The 19,353-nt window shown below is 50.3% G+C and carries 19 protein-coding genes and 1 riboswitch; of the genes, 16 read left to right on the forward strand and 3 right to left on the reverse strand.

Annotation, left to right across the window (positions count from 1 at the left end; translation table 11 throughout):
- Positions 1-233 precede the first annotated feature (233 nt).
- From FS806_RS02825 to FS806_RS25610, 12 genes are all read left to right on the forward strand, one after another.
- A complete protein-coding gene (locus FS806_RS02825; RefSeq protein ID WP_144932965.1) occupies positions 234-1,298 on the forward strand; it encodes an ABC transporter substrate-binding protein in 1,065 nt (354 codons plus the stop codon).
- 5 nt (positions 1,299-1,303) lie between these two features.
- On the forward strand, positions 1,304-2,080 hold the full coding sequence (locus FS806_RS02830) for an ABC transporter ATP-binding protein (RefSeq protein ID WP_144932967.1): 777 nt from the start codon (positions 1,304-1,306) through the stop codon (positions 2,078-2,080).
- A gap of 6 nt (positions 2,081-2,086) precedes the next feature.
- Positions 2,087-2,881 (forward strand): ABC transporter permease, encoded by a 795-nt coding sequence (locus FS806_RS02835; RefSeq protein ID WP_144932969.1) that lies wholly within the window; start codon positions 2,087-2,089, stop codon positions 2,879-2,881.
- 179 nt (positions 2,882-3,060) lie between these two features.
- Complete coding sequence (locus tag FS806_RS02840; RefSeq protein WP_144932971.1) at positions 3,061-3,942, forward strand: ATP-dependent DNA ligase; 882 nt, start codon at positions 3,061-3,063, stop codon at positions 3,940-3,942.
- 112 nt (positions 3,943-4,054) lie between these two features.
- Complete coding sequence (locus FS806_RS02845) at positions 4,055-4,768, forward strand: FadR/GntR family transcriptional regulator (protein ID WP_144932973.1); 714 nt, start codon at positions 4,055-4,057, stop codon at positions 4,766-4,768.
- Between the two features lie 122 nt (positions 4,769-4,890).
- Entirely contained in the window at positions 4,891-5,622 is a 732-nt protein-coding gene (locus FS806_RS02850; protein WP_144932975.1) for a (Fe-S)-binding protein, read from the forward strand.
- Positions 5,619-7,148, forward strand: a complete 1,530-nt coding sequence (locus FS806_RS02855) for a LutB/LldF family L-lactate oxidation iron-sulfur protein (RefSeq protein WP_144932977.1) — start codon at positions 5,619-5,621, stop codon at positions 7,146-7,148. Before FS806_RS02850 ends, FS806_RS02855 begins: the two co-directional genes overlap by 4 nt.
- Entirely contained in the window at positions 7,148-7,930 is a 783-nt protein-coding gene (locus FS806_RS02860; protein ID WP_144932979.1) for a LutC/YkgG family protein, read from the forward strand. The genes FS806_RS02855 and FS806_RS02860 overlap by 1 nt, the downstream gene beginning before the upstream one ends.
- A gap of 186 nt (positions 7,931-8,116) precedes the next feature.
- Positions 8,117-8,674 carry a DJ-1/PfpI family protein gene (locus FS806_RS02865; protein ID WP_144932981.1) on the forward strand — a complete coding sequence of 186 codons (558 nt, stop codon included), beginning with the start codon at positions 8,117-8,119 and terminating at the stop codon, positions 8,672-8,674.
- Between the two features lie 238 nt (positions 8,675-8,912).
- Positions 8,913-9,707, forward strand: a complete 795-nt coding sequence (locus FS806_RS02870) for a hypothetical protein (RefSeq protein WP_144932983.1) — start codon at positions 8,913-8,915, stop codon at positions 9,705-9,707.
- A complete protein-coding gene (locus FS806_RS02875) occupies positions 9,682-10,098 on the forward strand; it encodes a hypothetical protein (RefSeq protein WP_144932985.1) in 417 nt (138 codons plus the stop codon). Before FS806_RS02870 ends, FS806_RS02875 begins: the two co-directional genes overlap by 26 nt.
- A gap of 133 nt (positions 10,099-10,231) precedes the next feature.
- The gene (locus FS806_RS25610; RefSeq protein ID WP_186328178.1) at positions 10,232-10,393 is read left to right on the forward strand and encodes a hypothetical protein; all 162 of its coding nucleotides are present in this window, start codon (positions 10,232-10,234) and stop codon (positions 10,391-10,393) included.
- Between the two features lie 139 nt (positions 10,394-10,532).
- Here FS806_RS25610 and FS806_RS02880 read toward each other — a convergent pair whose 3' ends face one another.
- Positions 10,533-11,402 carry an endonuclease/exonuclease/phosphatase family protein gene (locus FS806_RS02880; protein WP_144933029.1) on the reverse strand — a complete coding sequence of 290 codons (870 nt, stop codon included), beginning with the start codon at positions 11,400-11,402 and terminating at the stop codon, positions 10,533-10,535.
- 294 nt (positions 11,403-11,696) lie between these two features.
- Entirely contained in the window at positions 11,697-12,689 is a 993-nt protein-coding gene (mgrA, locus tag FS806_RS02885; protein WP_144932987.1) for an L-glyceraldehyde 3-phosphate reductase, read from the reverse strand.
- A 224-nt stretch (positions 12,690-12,913) separates the two neighbouring features.
- On the opposite strand from mgrA, the gene FS806_RS02890 reads away from it, so the two are divergent.
- From FS806_RS02890 to FS806_RS02905, 4 genes are all read left to right on the forward strand, one after another.
- Positions 12,914-13,579: a TetR/AcrR family transcriptional regulator gene (locus tag FS806_RS02890; protein ID WP_222126581.1), complete on the forward strand. Its 666-nt coding sequence runs from the start codon at positions 12,914-12,916 to the stop codon at positions 13,577-13,579.
- Positions 13,580-13,674: 95 nt separating this feature from the next.
- On the forward strand, positions 13,675-15,891 hold the full coding sequence (locus FS806_RS02895; protein WP_144932991.1) for a N,N-dimethylformamidase beta subunit family domain-containing protein: 2,217 nt from the start codon (positions 13,675-13,677) through the stop codon (positions 15,889-15,891).
- A gap of 116 nt (positions 15,892-16,007) precedes the next feature.
- Positions 16,008-16,087: riboswitch (ZMP/ZTP riboswitch) on the forward strand.
- 58 nt (positions 16,088-16,145) lie between these two features.
- Complete coding sequence (locus tag FS806_RS02900) at positions 16,146-17,030, forward strand: bifunctional 5,10-methylenetetrahydrofolate dehydrogenase/5,10-methenyltetrahydrofolate cyclohydrolase (RefSeq protein ID WP_144932993.1); 885 nt, start codon at positions 16,146-16,148, stop codon at positions 17,028-17,030.
- A 2-nt stretch (positions 17,031-17,032) separates the two neighbouring features.
- A complete protein-coding gene (locus tag FS806_RS02905; RefSeq protein WP_144932995.1) occupies positions 17,033-17,662 on the forward strand; it encodes a cyclodeaminase/cyclohydrolase family protein in 630 nt (209 codons plus the stop codon).
- A 119-nt stretch (positions 17,663-17,781) separates the two neighbouring features.
- Here the strand turns inward: FS806_RS02905 and FS806_RS02910 are convergent, their stop codons facing one another.
- Entirely contained in the window at positions 17,782-19,263 is a 1,482-nt protein-coding gene (locus FS806_RS02910) for an extracellular solute-binding protein (protein WP_144932997.1), read from the reverse strand.
- Positions 19,264-19,353 lie beyond the last annotated feature (90 nt).

Consider the following 19,353-nt stretch of genomic DNA (forward strand, 5'->3'; position numbering starts at 1 on the left):
GTCATTATAACATGAGGTATGTATACCATTTCAATTCACTTATAAAGGAAAGTGTAAAAACAGGATAAAAGAGAGCGAGTAGAATTCTTCCAGTTAATTCTCGTAGGTTTTATGCTAAAATAGAATGGATTTTTGATATAAATCATAACGTATGCAGGAGAATGGCGATTTGTGTCGAATACAGTGTATTTGGTCCTATATAAACACATAGAAAAATTGGAGGAAAAGTCAGAATGAAAAAAGGGACAATTGTATTTATGCTGGTGGCTCTCGTATTAACCGTCGTTCTTGCGGGCTGCGGAAAGAAAGAGGAAGTTCAGCCGACGCCGTCCCCTGGCGGGCAGGAGAAGGAAGCGGCTCCGGTATCGGTTAGTATCGGATTATTGAAGCTGACCAGTTCCGCACCTTTATTTATTGCAGTGGAGAAGGGGTTCTTCAAAGAGGAAAATATCGATGCCTCGTTAAAATGGTTTGATGCGGCACAGCCGATCGCGGTCGCTACGGCTTCCGGAAGCGTAGACATCGGTGCAACGGGAATTACCGCAAGTTTGTATAATATGATTGCGGGCGGTCAGAAGCTGACGATCGTAGCCGATAAAGGTAGAGAAGAGAAAGGCTATTCTTCCTCCGCTCTGTTGGTATCCAGCGATTCTCCTATTGCCGGCATCGCTGATTTGAAAGGCAAGAAAGTAGGTATTACCCAAACCGGTTCTACCTATCATTATATGATCGGCAGAATGCTGGAAAATCATGGCCTTACACTTGAAGACATTGAACTGACTCCGCTTAACAGCATTAAAGGATTAATGGACAGCTTGAAGAGCAAGCAGGTAGATGCCGTGCTGCTGAATGAGCCGAATATTTCCGCCGTACTTAAAGACGGTTATGGGAGAGTAGTTGCCCAGGTCGGAGACGAGATTCCTTACCAAACCTCCGGAATCTTCTACTCTCCGAAGTTTGCCGAGGATAAAGATGCGGCTGTACGTTTTCTGAAGGCTTATGCCAAGGCTACCCGCTACTATTACGATGCGGTATTGGTGCAGCAGGATGGCAAAATCGTGCCGGGCGAAAATTATGATGAAGTAGTCAGCATTATTGCGAAGTATACGGACCAGCCGGAAGAGAACATTAAAGCAGGACTTCCGTATATGGATCCGGACGGCAGACTGCTTGCCGAAGATATTCAGACGCAAATCGATTGGTATGCCAAGGAAAAGCTGATCGAAAAGAAGGTAGATTCCAGTACGATCGTTAATACGGAGATGCTGGAGCAAGCGTTAAAAGAATTAGGGAAGTGACCGCAATGAGAGTCGTGATCGAGAATGTGGAGAAGAAATTTATAGACTCCAAGAAGAAAGAAGTAATCGCACTGCAAAATATTAATTTTGCGATCGAAAAGCAGGAATTTGTTGTCCTCGTCGGCCCCAGCGGCTGCGGGAAATCAACGCTCCTGAACATTGTCGGGGGTCTGCTGTCTCCAAGCTCGGGTTCCGTCTATTTCGAAGGGATAGAGAACAATAAAGAGCCGAGCCTTGGCATAGTATTTCAGGAAATAGCCCTTCTGCCTTGGCGGACGGTGTATGAGAATGTTATATACGGCCTTGAGGAGAGAGGGGTCAGCAAGAAGGAGCAGCAGGAGAAGGGCCGGCATTACATCGATATGGTCGGTTTGACCGGATTCGAGTCCGCCTATCCGAAGCAGCTCTCGGGAGGAATGAAGCAGCGGGCAGGAATCGCCCGGGCGCTTGCCATCGAGCCCGATCTGCTGCTGATGGACGAGCCCTTCTCCGCACTGGATGCCCAGACCCGTACGCTCATGCAGGAGGAGCTGCTGACGATCTGGAACCGGACGAAGCTAAGCACACTGTATGTCACGCATAACATTCAGGAAGCGGTCTATCTTGCAGACCGTGTTGTCGTTCTCTCGAGGCATCCGGGCAGAATTAAAGAAATCATTCATATCGACTTGCCGAAAATGGGCAGGGATCAGGAGCAACACCGGAACCGGTTCGAGCATTATGCCGATCAGATCTGGCAATTGATCCGCCATGATGCCCAGGAAGCGTTGAAGGAGGGGTAGGGAGCGATGAAGCAGGAATCCAGACAATATATTAAAAACCGTGTAGCCTTCCTCGATCAGAAAATCCCTGCATACGCTTCTGCAATCGGTGTAGTAGGCTTGCTTGTTCTGTGGGAGATCATCTGCCAGCTAGGGCTCGTCTCGCCGGTAGCTCTTCCGGCTCCGTCCGCCATCGTCATGGCAGGCTGGGAGCTGTTGACGAGCGGTGATCTTCACAAAAATCTGCTGGCCAGCATGTTTCGAATCGGGACCGGGTATGCGATCGGCTCGATTATCGGAATTACGGTCGGGCTGCTGCTCGGCTTCTCCAAATGGGCGGACGCCATTATTTCGCCGGTCGTCTACTCGATTTATCCGATTCCGAAGATTGCTCTTCTGCCGCTGATCATTCTGTGGTTCGGAATCGGCGAGCTGCCTAAGGTATCGATTATCGCACTGGGCGTATTCTTCCCGGTAGTGATCAATACTTTCTCCGGGGTCAAGAACGTCGACCCTATTCTGATCAAGGCAGCGGTAACCTTCGGCTCCAATCACTTTAACGTCATTCGAAAAGTGATTCTCCCGGGCTCTCTGCCGATGATCTTCGCCGGATTGAAGCTGTCCGCCGGTACCTCTCTGCTGCTGTTGGTGGCTGCGGAGATGATAGCGGCTCAGCAAGGGTTGGGATCGATGATTAACCATTACGGGAATCTGATGTTGACCACCAAACTAATGGTGGGTGTGGTTATTCTTTCTCTGCTAGGAGTTATTTTTAACCGCAGCCTGCAGTGGGTGGAGCGGAAGCTTCTTCCTTGGAAATAATCTCGATCGTATATATTGTGTATAGTATTTTAACCGGTTCGTTCACCGTTTAATCCGTGAACGGCCGGTTTTTTCTTATGTTTTGGAGCAAGCGGGCGCTTGATCTGGCAGCAGCCTACCCTGTTTTTCCCTGAGTTATGGGGGAGCAAGACATGTTACAATGGCATTGGTGATCTATTATGATTTATGAACCTATGATTCCGATACGACAAGATAAGCCGTTCGATGATCCGGCCTATTTATTCGAGCCGAAGGTGGAAGGCCACCGGGTGCTGCTGGTGCATCAGAACGGGATAACGCGGCTATTCACCCGTCACGGGCATGAAATCACACACCGCTATCCCGAGCTTGTGCGGGTTCCGGTGAACGAGGATGTTGTGCTCGACGGGGAAGCGGCCTTTATAGATCCTGCGACAGGGAAGCTGGAGCCGGCTCTGGCTAAGGAAAGAATCCGATTGAATAAGCGGAAGCAGATTTATGACGCCCAGAGACTTGTACCGGCGCGTTTTTTTGTATTTGATATTTTGCAGCGGGGTGGAGAAGACTTGCGTCCTCTGCCTTTGGCCGAAAGAAAAAGGCATTTGGAGGAAGCCATCACGGATAACGATTATTTTTACAAGATGAAGTATGTGGAGGGCTGTGGCAGAGCCTTATTTCAAGCTGCGCTTGAACGTGGTGCGGCTGCAGGGGTAGTCGCCAAGCGTATAGACAGCCCTTATATAGCGGGGTTATCTCCCGAGTGGCGCCAAATACCCTGTTATCGGACAGAAAAGGTATATGTGACCGGATATTGCAAACGGGGCTCCGGCTGGTTGATAGGGGTTCAAGCAGACAACGGGGAAATCAAGCCTGCCGGGCTGGTCGGTTCCGACGTAATCATGCCTGACCGGATCTGGTTTGTTAAAGCCGCCGCCAAACAATACTCGGGCGAAGATCATCATTATGTCTACCTGAAGCCCGGCATAGAAGCGGAGCTAACCTTCCAGGGCTGGACGAAGGAAGGAAAGGTGCGGAAGCCCGTCTGTTTGAATAAACCAGCAGCGCTGCGGCTGCATGCATAATTCTGTATAGGGAAGGCCGGCCGCTAACTGCGGAAGCTCTTTCTCTTGCATAGCTTCTTCCTATCGGCAATAATAGAAGGGGTAGGAGTAAAGAACGAAAGAGTTGAACCCAGTGGAAATCAGTAAAATTGCCCATCGTAAAATATATGAGGAAATTGCCGAGCAAATCAAAAAACAAATTATCGACGGCGGGCTTCCTCCGGGCACCAAGCTTCCCTCGACGCGAGAATTGTCTGAAAGTTATCAGGTCGGAAGATCCACGGTGCGGGAAGCGCTGAGCGCATTGAAAGCTATGGGATTGGTTGATATCCGGCAGGGGGAAGGAAGCTATGTGCGCAGTCTGGAATCCGAAGATTTATCGATGCCGGATCTGGAGTCGCTCCTGTTGAGCAGGAAGACGGTGCTCGAGCTGCTGGAGGCCCGGCAATCCCTAGAAATCTCCAATGCGGGATTGGCTGCGTCGAAACGAACGGAAGAAGATTTGCAAGCCTTCGAGTCCATTCTGTCGGCTATGGAGAAGAATATCGGAAATGAAGAGGAAGGCGAGAAGTACGACCTGCAATTTCATATGACGCTCGCCCGGGCAACGCATAATTCGATTATGGTGCGTCTCTTGGAGACCATATCCTCCCAGGTCGAGATGGCGATCCGGGGTACGCGAAGACTGGAGCTGTATTCGAAAACTCCCGCTTCCCGCCGCTTATGGATGGAGCATAAAGATATCTTCGAAGCGGTAAAGAAGAAGGACCCCGGTCTCGCCCAGGAAAAAATGAGAATTCATCTTTACCATGTCGAGCAAGTGCTGATCCGCCACCTGAAGCCTTGATTTTAGGGGACGGATCTTTTTTCTTTAAAAAAAGACTTTAAAAATTCCAACTTATCTGATAACCTGATAACCAGATAGCTATTTTTCGGTCATATCATTTTAAACAGAAGGAGTCCCTGCTGATGAGAGTATCGTTATTTATAACTTGTTTGGCTGATCAGCTCTATCCCCAGGTCGGTGAAAGCGTTGTCCGCTTGCTGAACCGGTACGGCTGTGAAGTGGATTTTCCCGAGGGCCAGACCTGCTGCGGACAGCCGGCCTTTAACAGCGGTTATCAGGAGGAAACGAGGGAAGTCGCCCGATCGATGATCCGGGCTTTTGAGAAGAGCGATTATGTCGTTTCCCCGTCGGGCTCCTGCACGGGAATGATTCATCATTTTTACCCTTATCTGTTTCAGGAAGAGCCTGAATGGCTGGCTAAAGCGGAAGCGCTTGCAAAGAAAACATACGAGTTTTCACAGTTTTTGGTCCATGTTCTGGGCGTTACGGATCTGGAGGCGGAATTTCCGGCCAAAGTAACTTATCATCCGTCCTGCCATGCGATGAGATTGCTTGGTGTAAGGAATGAGCCGATTGAACTGCTAAAGCATGTTCGAGGCTTGGAATATGCAGATCTCCCCTACAAGGAGGATTGCTGCGGATTCGGCGGTACCTTCGCGGTCAAGATGGCGGACATGTCGGAAGCGATGGTTTGCGAGAAGGCGGCCAATGTCTGCTCAACGCAAGCGGAGGTGCTGGTCGGAACCGATATGGGCTGTTTAATGAATATTGGTGGACGCTTGCAGAAAGAGGGCAAGCCCGTCCGGGTCATGCATTTGGCCGAATTGCTGGAGGAAGGAGTGAAGCGTAAATGAGCGGGCACGGAAATCAAGCGGAGATGATGCAGGAGGAGCCGATTGGCTCCGGTCTTAAGAGAAGAACGGAGGAGGCATTGAATAACCCGTTCTTGCGCAAAGCGGTTGCTTTCACCACCGACAAGCTGCGCAGCGGTCGTCTTCAGGCAATGGAGGATTTCGGCAGCTGGGAGGAGTGGCGGGAACGGGGAAGGGCCATCCGGGAGCATACTATCCGTCATCTGGATTTTTATTTAAACCAGTTTGCGGAAAACGTCGTTAAGGCCGGCGGTCATGTTCACTTCTGCCGGGAAGCCGGAGAGGCGGTTAATACCTTCTTGGATATTGCCAAACGGCATAATACGAAGCTTGTAGCTAAAGGCAAGTCCATGGTGTCTGAGGAAATCCATCTGAACCGGCATCTCAATGAGGAAGGGATCGAGGCCATTGAAACAGACTTGGGCGAGTATATTCTCCAGTTGGCCAAAGAGACGCCTTCTCACTTGATTATTCCGGCCATCCATAAAAACAAGGAACAAATCGCCGATTTATTCACGGAAGATTCCGGGGAACAGATGGCGCCGGAGACGTCCACTCTCGCCGCTTATGCGAGACAAAAGCTGCGGCAATATTTTCTTGAAGCCGGGATTGGTCTCACGGGCTGCAACTTCGGGGTTGCAGAGTCCGGCTCGATTACTCTCGTATCCAACGAGGGCAATGGGCGAATGGTCTCGACGATACCGAAGGTCCATGTCGTCATTATGGGTATGGAACGGCTCGTGCCAACGTTCGAGGATTTGGAGGTCGTGCTTAACCTGCTGGCACGGAGCGCCACCGGACAGAAGCTGACCGTTTACACATCCTTGTTGACGGGGCCGAGAGGCGCGGAGGATCTGGACGGTCCGGAGGAGCTTCACGTTATCGTCCTGGATAACGGGCGGTCGGCGCAGTTAGGAGACCCTATCTTCCAGGAGGTACTCCATTGTATCCGCTGTGCGGCCTGTCTCAATGTATGTCCGGTTTACCGGCATATCGGAGGACACACGTACGGATCGGTATACAGCGGTCCGATTGGCGCGGTGTTAACTCCTCTGCTGAAGCAGGATATGAAGGAGGCGGGGCAGTTAGCCTATGCTTCCAGCCTGTGCGGAGCATGCTATGAAGCTTGTCCGGTCAAAATCCCGCTGCATGACATGCTCGTTCATCTGCGCTATCGCAAGGTTAGGCTTAAGATGACTTCTTTGCCGGAAAGGCTGGCCTTCCGAACGTTTCAAACCGCGTTCGGAAATGTGAAAGTGTACCGGATGGCGACTAAAGCCGCTTATTATTTGCAAAAGCCTTTCGGACAGAACGGCATGATTCGCCGCGGCCCCGGACCGCTGGCCGGATGGACGAAATCCCGGTTCTTTCCAATGAAACCCAGGCTGTCTTTCAGGGATAGATGGCAGACGCTGCAGAACGAGCTGAAGAGCTCGGACAGGAAGAAAGGGCAGGCCGCGGAACAGGATCAAAGCCATAATGGCAAGGGCGAGAGGGGGACATACTAATGACCAGAGCAGGAACGATGACGGGAAGAGACGAGTTTATGCGTCATATTGCAGAACGGCTTGGCCGTTCTGTACCGATGACAGAGGCTCCTCAGCATATTCATAAGGGGGCTCCCGAATTTTATCGGGAGCTGCAGCTTAGTCGCGAAGAAAGGCTGGAGCTCTTCATCCGTAACTGGACAGCCTTAACGGGGAAAGTATGGGTAGTGCCCCAATCAGAAGCTCACAGCGGAATCCGGCAATGTTTGGCCGAGGTGCTGGAGGAGCATAGAGTAGCCAAAGTATCACGCTGGGAGCATCCCCGAATCCAGGAGCTGCAATTGGATGAGTGGCTGAACGAGAAAGGCATCGGGGTAGTGCCCTGGAAGGAGGGCCTTTCCACGGAGACAGCGGATGGCTGGGAGCCGGCCCCGCATGCAGCGGGCCCTAACTGGCTGCAGAGAAGCGAGCTGCTTCGCAGGACGGAGCAGTGCCAGTTGGGCCTCGTATGGCCGGAATACGCGGTGGCCAATTCGGGCACACTAGTGCTGCTTTCCCACGGAGGCAGCGGTCGGTCGGTCAGTTTGCTGACGGGTATTCTATTTGCGATATTCCATGCAGATCAACTGGTATCACGGATGGGAGAAGCCTTCGCCGGAATTAAGGAAAAGCACCCCGGCATGCAAGGCCTGCCCTCTTCCATCAATCTGATTACCGGCCCGAGCCGGAGTGCGGATATTGAGAATGACTTGACCATAGGTATTCATGGACCGGGCAAGGTTTGCGCCGTCATCCTGAAGTAGAGCAGTGACAGGGAGTACAAAATTGCTTCGAAGTAACCGTCAATTATTAAGCCTCGTACCTCGAAATGAAAAAAGCGAATTGAAGTCCCGCATTGCTTTTCATCTGAACAAGCGGAACTAAAACTGCTTTACATTGGCCTTGTAATAGAGGAAAATAGAGGCAATAAGCCAAGAAGGAGTGATTCGATGTCTAAAAAGATTCTGATCATCACCGGAGACGCCGCTGAGTCCTTGGAGGTCTATTATCCTTACTACCGACTGTTGGAAGAAGGGTATGAAGCCGTGATTGCTTCCCCTACCAAGAAGGTTCTCCACACCGTCGTTCACGATTTCGTAGGTTGGGACACTTATACCGAGAAGCAAGGATATTTGCTGGAATCGCATGTTTCCTTCGATCAGGTCAATCCGGAGGAATACGACGGGCTCATTATTCCCGGAGGACGGGCGCCGGAGTATATCCGGATGGACAAACATATTCCATCCATAGTCGGCCACTTCTTTGCCGCAAACAAGCCGGTAGGAGTGATCTGTCACGCGGCTTTGGTTCTCAGTGTGCTTGAAGACAAGCGAATTTTCAGCAATCGGACGATGACGGCATATTCCGCTTGCCGGTATGATGTTGAAAGCTTGGGCGCCACCTATACGACAGAAACCCTTCATGTGGATGATAATATCGTGTCCGGCCATGCTTGGCCTGATTTGCCGGGATTTATGCGGGAATTTCTGAAGCTGGTACGAAAATAATATTTAGTAAAAAGAGGCCGTTCTTATGGGGAGCGGCTTTTTGTGCGTTCGGCAGACTATTCTCTGACGCAGGTAAAGTCCTGATGCACTGAAGTTAAGGATACGATTAGTTGATTCAGCACTTCGTAATTGAGTGGACCCGACTTCTGGAAGAGACAGATAGTCAGTCGGATGTTGAAGGCGTTTTCTTGCGCAGCTCTTGAGGAACATCTTACTATCAAGGAGAGGGGAAATACTGATGCAACATTTGATGAGGCGGCTATTGACGTTAGCTATGGCCGCTGCCCTTATATTGGGGATGGCATCTCCGGATGACAGAGTGAATGCCGATGGGGTGAACGAAAATTTAATATGGAATGGAGGTTTCGAAGCCTATAAAGAAGGCTGGGAGGATTGGGGAGCGACAACCGTTGTTGAAGATGGAGCATCCCACATGAGAGCGCTGCAAATCGGTCTCGGGGATGCGGGCAGTGAAGGCGGAATGGCCTGGTATATTGAAGCCAAACCGAACGATACCTTCAAAATTGGCGGTTGGGGTAAAGCTTCGGCAGGGGAGGTAGGCATACTGGGTATAAAAAGCCTGGGAGATAACGGCCCCATTGCCGGCGGCGCCAAAGAACTTCATTATACGGCGAGCGATTACGAATATAGGGAAATTTCTTTCACGGCGGTTCCCGGAACTACAGCGATTATGGTATACCTGTACAAAAACCCCGGACCCGGATATGTGTTCTTCGATGATATTGCCGCATATCCGACAACACCCGGTGATCCGAACCAACCCCCTCAGGAGGAAGCGGTATATATTCACAATCATGCTTATCTTCCCGAAGATTGGTTTTATCTCCCGCAAACCGATAGTCTAATCAGGGAGTATGTGAATCAGCTCAAACAGTATTATATCGAATACCAATTTGCGAATATCGGATTTTTGCGAGAGGATGGAACCTTGGATCCGAATCAAAGCAAAGAGCTGGGGCATTGGGCCGGACAGTTGGAAACCGACGGTGACTCAGACGGCGGAAGAATATGAAGAATTGTGGAAGAACACAGCGCTGCGCTACAGTAATGCGATTGCGGCAAGCAGCAACCCGGATTGTCAATTCTCACCGATTATGCCGGCGTACGAGACGAAAGGTTATCTCGAAACGGATCCCGATGCGCCGGAATACGGCGAGTTTGTCATCTATCACGATCCGTCTATCGAGAATATTTATCATGCAGCCAGAGGCCTCAAACAAGCGATCGCCGAAGGAGCCGACGTTTACGGCTCGGGAATTTTCTGGTGGGGCACGTTTATTATGACAGAGCCCGATCCGCGGGATCATCAGGATTATTCTCATGCGCGCGAGTGGTGGCTGACGGAGTGGGTTAATAATTCTACATCTAGCAATCCGCCAACTCCGACTGAAATAAATTCTTGATTAACGGCGGCTTCAAGCAAGGAACCGTTCCATAAGCAGGTTAGTGTATGGCTGTACATTTTATACGGATCATTTGGCATTCCCGCTCATAGAATTAGAGTAGAACCTTCTATGGGAAAGGGGTGTAGGCAGGATGGTCCTATTCATCATGATCATGCTTGTGGCCTTCGTATTCCTCGGTCTGTTATGTGTAGCGCTGGTGAAAGGGTTGCAAAAGGATTCTTATGACAGTGACGTTCGGAATCTATGGGAAGCTAATGATATTCAAAAAGACAAGATAGACTACGAGAAGTAGAAAGTCGGCCATCCAATGACAGCTTCAGCCTGCCGACCGTATGTATGCATGAAGACCGGACTTCCATCCTGCAAGGAGGCCCGGTCTTTCGGTTAAAGAGTTAATGAAGGGTGCGTATCTTCGCTAAGCCGCACTGCCGCTATCTGCCATTATTATAGGGAGCCTCTCTCTTTAATGTAATTTCACCGACAATCGGCAAATGGTCGGATGCCAACGTAGAGAGGACTTCCGGATGGGTCAATTCAACATTTTCCGATACAAAGATATAATCTATTCTTGATCTGGGCTTGTCCGCCGGAAAGGTAAAGGCGTCCCCTTGATCTTCGAAACCGTCTTTAAATAAAGTCTTCATCAATCGAATCTCTTCGCTTACCGGGAGGGCATTAAAGTCTCCGGTAATAATAGTTGTCCGATCATATTGGCTTGTAATCGCCAAGATTTCGTCGATTTGCGCGAGACGCTGTTCCGTCGTCAATCCCAGATGGGTGCTGTAGAACTGAATATGATTGCCCTTAACGTTGATGGTTGCTTCCAGTAAACCACGCTGTTCCTGGCCGAAGCTGCTTAACAGATGATTCTCGGAATGGATGATAGGGTATCTGCTCAGAACCGCCGTTCCATATTGCCTGCGCTTTCCTCCCGGCTCCAGCGGGTCCCTGTCCAGATTCGCGCCATAGATATAATGCATTCCCAGAGACTCGGCAAGTTTCTTGGCTTGATCTTCAAAATTGCTTCTGGCCGAATAATGACGATCCACTTCTTGAAGCCCGATTATATCGGCTCCCGATGCTCTGATTTCATTCGCTATCCGGTCCAAATCAAGCACCTGATCCATCCCGACTCCATGACGGATGTTGTAGGACATTACTTTAATCGTAACTTCCTTTCCCCGGCCTTCACCAGAGAGTGGTGCTGCTGCAGAGGGAGTGCCGTTTTCGGAGGCTCCCGCGGTGGTGACGAGCGAAGCCAGGAACACTAAAATCAGCAGAATAGAGGCCAACTTCTTCATTTTCACATTCTATCATCCTTTCTGTTAAAGCGTTTACATAATTACCGTCTTCTGGTGGATCGTTATCCCATCCCTCCCTAATCCTGTTAATTTCAATCCACTTTAATTATATCATTTGTCTGTTTTTTTAGTAGAGTTAATTTGTTGTCGCAACAGAATTTATAAATCAAGTTTCGTAAAGGGAGTGCACGATTTTAGATCATTCTCAACTTTTGATGATATTCACTTGTCAACGCATAAAAAAATGCACCGAACCGGAAATTCGATGCAAAAATGTAAAGTTTTTTGACAGGCTCAGCTTTTTAGAATATCGTCGATTCGCGTCAATTCCTCCGAACTGAAGTCCAGATTCTGAATGGCGGCGGCATTCTCTTCTATTTGACTGACACGGCTGGCGCCGATTAGGGCCGAGGTCACTTTTCCTTCACGCAGCACCCAGGCCAAAGACATCTGGGCCAGGGATTGCCCGCGTTCAGCGGCCAATTCGGCCAAGAGACGGACTTTAGCGATTTTCTCCTCTGTCACGTCTTTTTCTTTAAGGAACGAGCCTTCCTTAGCCGCACGGGAATCGGCCGGAATTCCTTTCAAATATTTGTTGGTCAGCAGTCCCTGCGCCAACGGGCAGAAGGCGATGCAGCCGGCCCCTCCATCCTGCAGAATATCCTGCAATCCGTCCTCAATCCATCGGTTAAACATAGAGTAGGAGGCTTGATGTATAAGGAGCGGGGTGCCTAACTGCTTCAGAATGCGGATGGCTTCGCGAGCCCGCTCTTCCCGGTAATTCGAAATTCCTATGTACAGTGCCTTCCCTTGGCGGACGATTAAATCCAGGGCGGCCATCGTTTCTTCGAGCGGTGTATCGGGGTCGGGCCTGTGATGATAGTATATATCCACGTAATCGAGCCCCATTCTCTTCAGGCTCTGGTCCAGACTCGCCACCATGTTTTTCTTGGAGCCCCACTCCCCATACGGTCCCGGCCACATATAAAAGCCTGCTTTGGTAGAGATAATCATCTCGTCCCGATAAGCCCGGAGATCGGATTTAAGCACTCTGCCGAAGGTTTCCTCCGCAGATCCCGGCGGCGGCCCGTAATTGTTAGCCAGATCGAAATGGGTAATTCCAAGATCGAAGGCTTTGCGAATCATGGCCCTCGAATTTTCGTAGACATCGGTGCCCCCGAAATTATGCCACAGTCCAAGTGAAATGGCGGGCAGCTTCAACCCCGATTGGCCGCAGCGGTTATAAATCATGGTTGAGTAGCGTTGGTTATCAGGCAAATAACTCAACTGGATTACCTCCTTTGTCTGAAGATTTCCTATTGCACGTTGTTATAGCAGTAAAAAGATAGAAGCTTTTAAACATGATAGCGTATAACTCAATCATTGAACAGGTGGAAATTTCCGATAGGATAGGGATATATTCAGATTTATTGAAGAACTGATAAACTTATGATAAATACAGCGGCAATTTAAAAGAACAGTTGAAAAAATTACCAATATACGTTACTGTTATGACTATAAAGTCATTATTTGAATATCAAATTCAGAATCTGTTTGGAGGCGCTTATAAATATATGGTGCAAAGGAAAGGTTCGTTGAAAGAACGGCAGCGTCAGGAAAGGGAGCAATACATCTTGCAGGCGGCGGAAGAAATCATGCTGGAGAAGGGTTACCACCATACGAGCATGGATGAAATCGCAGACCGGGTTGGAATTGCCAAGGGGACACTCTATTTGCATTTTACACGTAAAGAGGAACTGGCTTATGCATTGGTAGAGCCGAAGCTCAACATGTTTCTGGAAAGCGTGCAGCAAGCCCGGGCTTATAACGGTACGGCACAGGAGAAGCTGATTTATTTGTTGGAGAAAGAAATGTCAGGCGCATTTTTTCAGTTTATGCTGCGGAGCGATCCGGATTTGGCCTCTGTATTTAAAGCACAACAGCAGCGGATCGATGGATTGATTGCAGAGATATTTGGCGGTATAGGGAAGATTTTGGATGAGGGAAAGGAAGCAGGCCTCTTTGATCGGGAGCTTCCTAACGAGATGATGGCCTTTCAGTTTATAAACATGTTCGATCCGCATCTGTATCTGAAAATGGTGGAACAACAGCAAATGAGCAAAGAAACCTTTATCCGCCATGTTGCCAAAGTCTATCTGCGCGGAATTGAACGTTGATAAAGGAGGTGCTGCCCCGAGCAAATTACCCCTTCGCTTCAGACTGTTGTTCTTTCCATGTTGTAATCGAGTCTTACAAAATAGGAGGAGATACAATGAAACAGGAAGCGCTTAACATTACCGGGTACGCGGATCAGTTCAGTGTAATGCCGGGGGAACAGGTCAAGGTTATGGTCAGTACGACAAGCAAAAGCTATAAGGTGAACGTCGTTCGTCTATGCGGCGGGCTGATGGATGCGGAGAGCGATGATTTGCCCGTGGAGACTGTGCAAGCCGAGTGCAATCGAGTCTATCCGGGGCGCGTACAGGAAATCGAGGCAGGTTCCTATGGCGAATTGCCGGTTCCCTCCGATTGGATGCAGGGCGGAGAATTCACGGTTCAACTATGGGCTTGGCCGACTTTGACGACAGGGGCGGTACATCCGCAGACGCTCTGGTCCGTGTCGGCGACGAACGGCACGGCCGGAGGACGGCTTGTCCTTGAGCAAGATGGTCAACTCGCGCTGATGCTTACAGACTGTGCGGGGCAGTCGGCGGTTGTTCGTACGGAGCGGCCGCTTATGGCGAAATCGTGGTATTTTATCGCTGTACGTTATTCGGCCGAATCAGGAGAAGCGGCACTGTTGATTGATCATCAGGATCAATGGATGCCCGAACGGGATAGGCAGTTTATTAAACGAAAAGCAGCATTGGATTTCTCAAATTTGTTAACGGGTGCAGTCGTGCTGGCCGCTCAATATCAGGAGGGCAGGAGACAGCATTATTATAACGGCAAGCTGGAAAACCCGCGTTTTTTTCGTACTGCTCTGGATGATGAACAGCTCGAACAGCTGTATTCAGCACCGGAACTTTCGGCAAGTATGAGAGCAGAGTGTGCGGCATGCTATGATTTCAGTCAATTTATTTCGTCCAGCCGCCTAATCGACTGTTCGGGCGGACAAAATGACGGCCGGTTATATCAAGCGCCGGCACGAGCGGTGACAAGTCATAATTGGACTGGTGAATATGCGAGCTTTAAAGAAGCTCCAGACCAGTATGCCGCTGTTCATTTTCATGACGACGATTTATGCGATGCGGGCTGGGATGCCGATTTTGTCTGGAAAGTGCCGGACGAACTGCGGAGCGGAGTCTACGCTTTTCGTTTGGAGACGGAAGCCAGCGTCGATTATGTGCCATTGTTTGTACGTCCGGGCAGACAGACTGCCAAAGCAGAGGTCGTCTATTTGGCCCCAACTAATACGTATCTGGCTTATGCGAACGAACGACTGTATGAGCAGGCTCAAGCTTATATGGGAGACGATTATGTGCTTCCGGAGCAGGACCGGTTTCTGTCCGAGCATCCGGAGTTGGGCAAATCGATCTATGACTTGCATAATGACGGCAGTGGTGTACAGTACAGCTCCCGCTTGCGTCCGATTTTGAATATACGGCCTCATTACCGCAATTGGCGTGCAGTAAGGCATTTTTCAGCGGATTTATATATAACCGGTTGGCTGGAAAGGCGGAAGCAGCCTTATGATGTCATTACGGATGAAGATTTGCATCGGGAAGGGCAGGAGCTTCTGGCATCTTATAAAGTGATTATTACGGGCAGCCACCCCGAATATTGGACGCGTCCGATGCTTATTGCGCTAAAGCAATATTTGGCTGCCGGCGGTCGGCTGATGTATTTGGGCGGGAACGGGTTTTATTGGGTAACCAGTCTGGATGCAGACCGTTCTTACTTGCTTGAAGTACGGCGTGGCAATGCCGGTACAAGATCGTCTGATACACCGCCGGGGCAAATCTATCATAGTACAACCGGCGAGCCCGGGGGCTTATGGCGGCATTACGGTTTTGTGCCGCAGAGCATCGTCGGAGTTGGTTTTTCTGCGCTGGGCGGTATTAACGGCTGCGGATACAAGCGGCTTCCGGACAGTCATGATCCGGCGGCGGCGTTTATATTCGAAGGGATCGGGGAGGATGAAATCATCGGCGATTTCGGTCTCGTTATGGGCGGAGCGGTAGGGGATGAAATTGACCGCTTCGACCATGAATTAGGTACGCCCAAACATGCGCTGCGATTGGCGACCTCGACCGGTCTGGACGATTACTATCAAGTAGTCCATGAAGATTTGCTGTTCACAGCGCCGGGGCAAGGGGGGCTTGAAAGCCCGCTCGTGCGTGCCGATATGACCTATTTTGATATTGCCGGCGGCGGTGCGGTTTTCTCCGTTGGTTCCATTAACTGGGCGGGCAGTATAGCCTGGAATAATTACGATAATAATGTGGTCCGAATTAGTGATAACGTATTGCGCCGTTTCTTGTCATAATGGCCGTGGCACTCCTCCTGACAAGGCGTCTTGGTTCCGAAATGTTGGTGTGGGGCTGTTCTGAACAAAAAATTGCTTGTATTGCAGGAAATTTCAGAATATAATATTAGTTAATATTTGGTATGTGTAACTGGCGCACGTGGTGAACCACGAGGAAGCACATATGACGTTATAGCCGTTCGCCTGGGCAAAGTATTTGATCCCTAATCGGGGTCAAATACTTTTTTTTGTTAATGAAGGAGGAGCAGCAAGCTATGGGAATTTGGTTAACCGGGCAAGAGGCAGCGGATCGCATCCGAAAGGCAGTTGCTGAACAGGCAGGAAGAGTGAGGGAGCAGCGGGGGATAGAAGTAAAGCTGGCCGTTATTCTGGTGGAAGGGGACCCGGCTTCCCTGGCCTATGCGAAGGCTAAACAGCGGTGGGCTTCCCGGCTTGGTATAGCGTTCGAATGGATACGCCTCCCATCCGGAGTAACGGAACAAGAACTGATGGGAATCATTGATACGTTAAATAGGGACGATGGGGTTCACGGAATTCTGTTAGAGCTCCCTCTCCCACGGCACTTGTCCTCCAAAGCGATAATCGAGGCGATTTCGCCATGGAAGGACGTGGACGGATTGACCTCTTCCAACCGGCTGGCTAATCAAACCGGAGCCCCAGGACTATATCCGGCTACACCGTTATCCTGTGTCCGGCTTCTGGAAGATTACGGCTATGAGCTAAAGGGAAGACATGCTGTCGTGGTGGGGCGCGGGGAGACCGTAGGAATGCCGCTCCTTCATTTGCTGCTGCGGAAGAATGCCACCGTGACCGTGTGCCATTCGTATACTCCCGATCTGTCCGTCCCGCTTCGCCAGGCGGATTTTGTATTTGCCGCTGCGGGGCGTCAAGGATTAATAACGAAGTCTATGGTCCATCCCGATCTGGTCGCGATAGATGCGGGAATTAATGAAACAGACAGCGGGGAGTTGAAGGGGGACGTGGACTCCGGGGCGATTCTTCGCTTGCAGGCGTTATCGCCGGTTCCGGGAGGGGTAGGAACGCTGACAACGGCCATTCTATTTGAAAATGTTATAAAAGCCTTCGAACTGCAGCATGGTAAGAAGCAGCAGAATTTTATAAGAAAGGGGGGAGTATAGAAATGAGCTTGATGGATCAATCCGTTCGCTCCTTCGTCCAAGCGGCTTCATCCCGTACACCGACTCCGGGTGGAGGGAGCGTCGCGGCTCTGGTTGCTGCGCTGGGAGCGGCCATGGGCTCGATGGTTGCCCACTTTAGCCAGGGGCCTAAATTTGCCTCCCATTCGGAAGAAATGGAGCACATGATCATCCGGATGAAAGCGGATATCGATCAATTCGAAAGCCTTCTAGAGGAGGATGTTCACTCGTTCGAAACTTATATGTCCGCCGCCCGAATGTCAGGACAAACCGAGGAGCACAAGCAAGCCAAACAGGCTGCATTGGCCTCCGCCTCGGTACTGGCCACCGAGGTTCCTGTCAGGCTGATGCGAAGATGTCTGGCTTCCATGGAAACAATGGAAGGGATAGCCGGGAACGCGAACCGCAGGGTATTATCCGATCTTGGAATAGCCGTCTATCTTCTGGAGGCGGCTGCCCGCTCCGCATGGATTACAGTTGCCATCAACCTTCCCGGCCTGCAGGAGGAGAAGCTGAAGGAACAATACGGAAGGGAATGTGCACAAATCATCGGCCGGATCGAATCGATCCGGGCCGGCATGTTGTCCACCATCCATTCAAGGATAAACGAATGAGCTTTACATGGGAGAACGCAAATACCTCATATCGGAAGGATTAACGATAGAATCCCTCCTGTTTACCACTATTAGACTGCCTAGCCTAAAAAGCAGTCATCAAAAGTGCCTTTTTTGGGCTAGGCGTTAACGACCGGCTGCTCGGAAAGCAGCTTCTCCAGATGTCGGCAGCAAGTATCCAAATCGGTCACTTGAGACCAATATAATTTCAGTTCCTCGCGAATTTGCTTCAGCAGCGGTCCGGATAACCCAAGCTCGGAATGCATCTTAAAGCTGGGAATGATTTCCCGATACAGCTGAAATCGGGAAGGCTCAGCCGCTTCATACGGTTGTACCATGCGGGCTCCTTGTGCTGCAGGGCTTGGCGAACGTTTCCCCCGGCCGGCCACTGCATCCCGGATGTCGGTGCGGCCCGTGCGTTCAGCCGCCCTCTTCATCGCCGGGATGCTTAAAGTCCGATGGCGTATAACGGTTTGCGCTTCTTGGGAGGTCAGGTAATGCACCAGCGTCTTCGCTGCTTCCTTATTGGCCGATTTGGCAGAAACGGCCAGTCCGATCACCAGGTTGAGCGTCTTGGAAGTTTTCAGCCGCGGAAGAGGCGCAATGTCGAAGCGAAACGATGCATTGCGGAATTCGTTCAGGACGAAATAGGTGGTCATCACCATGGATACTTTGCCCTGACGGAACAAATCGTCCGCCTCCAGATCACTCTGTGAGAGAAAGGAGGATAAGCCTTGGTGGCTGATGATATCCCTGCTCATCTGTATGGCCTCCCGCACATCCGGATGGCGGAAGGAAACAGGCCCGGTATCTTCCGGGCGAATCCATTGTCCGCTCTGAAGAAGGAAGATCGGCCAGCGGTTGTCCGATAACGCATGATAATAAAACCCTACCCGATTGCTGCGGTTGGTGATCTGGTGAGCCACATCCATAAGCTCATTCCAGGTCCAGCTGCTGTCGGGTTCAGGGAGATCAAATTCTTCGAAGTGATCTTTGTTATAGCAAAGAATGACCGGAGAGAAGACGAAAGGAACTGCACGCAGCCGTTTGCCGTCTTGAAAAGCGGGAAGAAGGAACGGATACGCATCTTCCGGCGGCTGCAACGGCTCCAGCAGCGCAAAGCTGCCATCTCTTTCATGGAATTCGGAGAAGGATTGATTGTTAAACATAGCCACATCAATCAATCCGGATTGAAGGTAATGCTTCATAAGCTGCAAATCGTCGAAATGGAAGGGGATTGGAATGAGCTCCACCTGGATCCCCGGATGCCGTTCATGAAAATAATCTATCAATGTACTCAATTCCGCCTGTTTATGCATCGATGGGTAATAGCCGAAACGGATAGTAGTATTCGAGGTATAATCCGGGTTAAGCACTTTATTACCGATGCGCGGTATTTTCTGCACATATCCTTCCGTCACGAGAATATCCAATCCTTTCCGGACGGAATGCTTGCTGAGGTTATACTGCTCTGCCAGCTCAAGCTCCGAGGGCAGAAACTGACCGTTCTTAAATGCTCCGCTCCGGATGCTGTCCCGGATGCTTGCCATCATCTCTTCCAACTTGGAACGAAGCACCGATTGTTTGGTTTTACGACTCATTTAGCAACCTCCCGAACCAACCTCAAACTGATACAAATCTGGTTGTTTCTCAATATTATTCAAAATATCCTCTGCAATTTCTAGTATAGC

The organism is Paenibacillus sp. 32O-W (genome assembly GCF_007679495.1).
Taxonomy (GTDB): domain Bacteria; phylum Bacillota; class Bacilli; order Paenibacillales; family NBRC-103111; genus Paenibacillus_L; species Paenibacillus_L residui.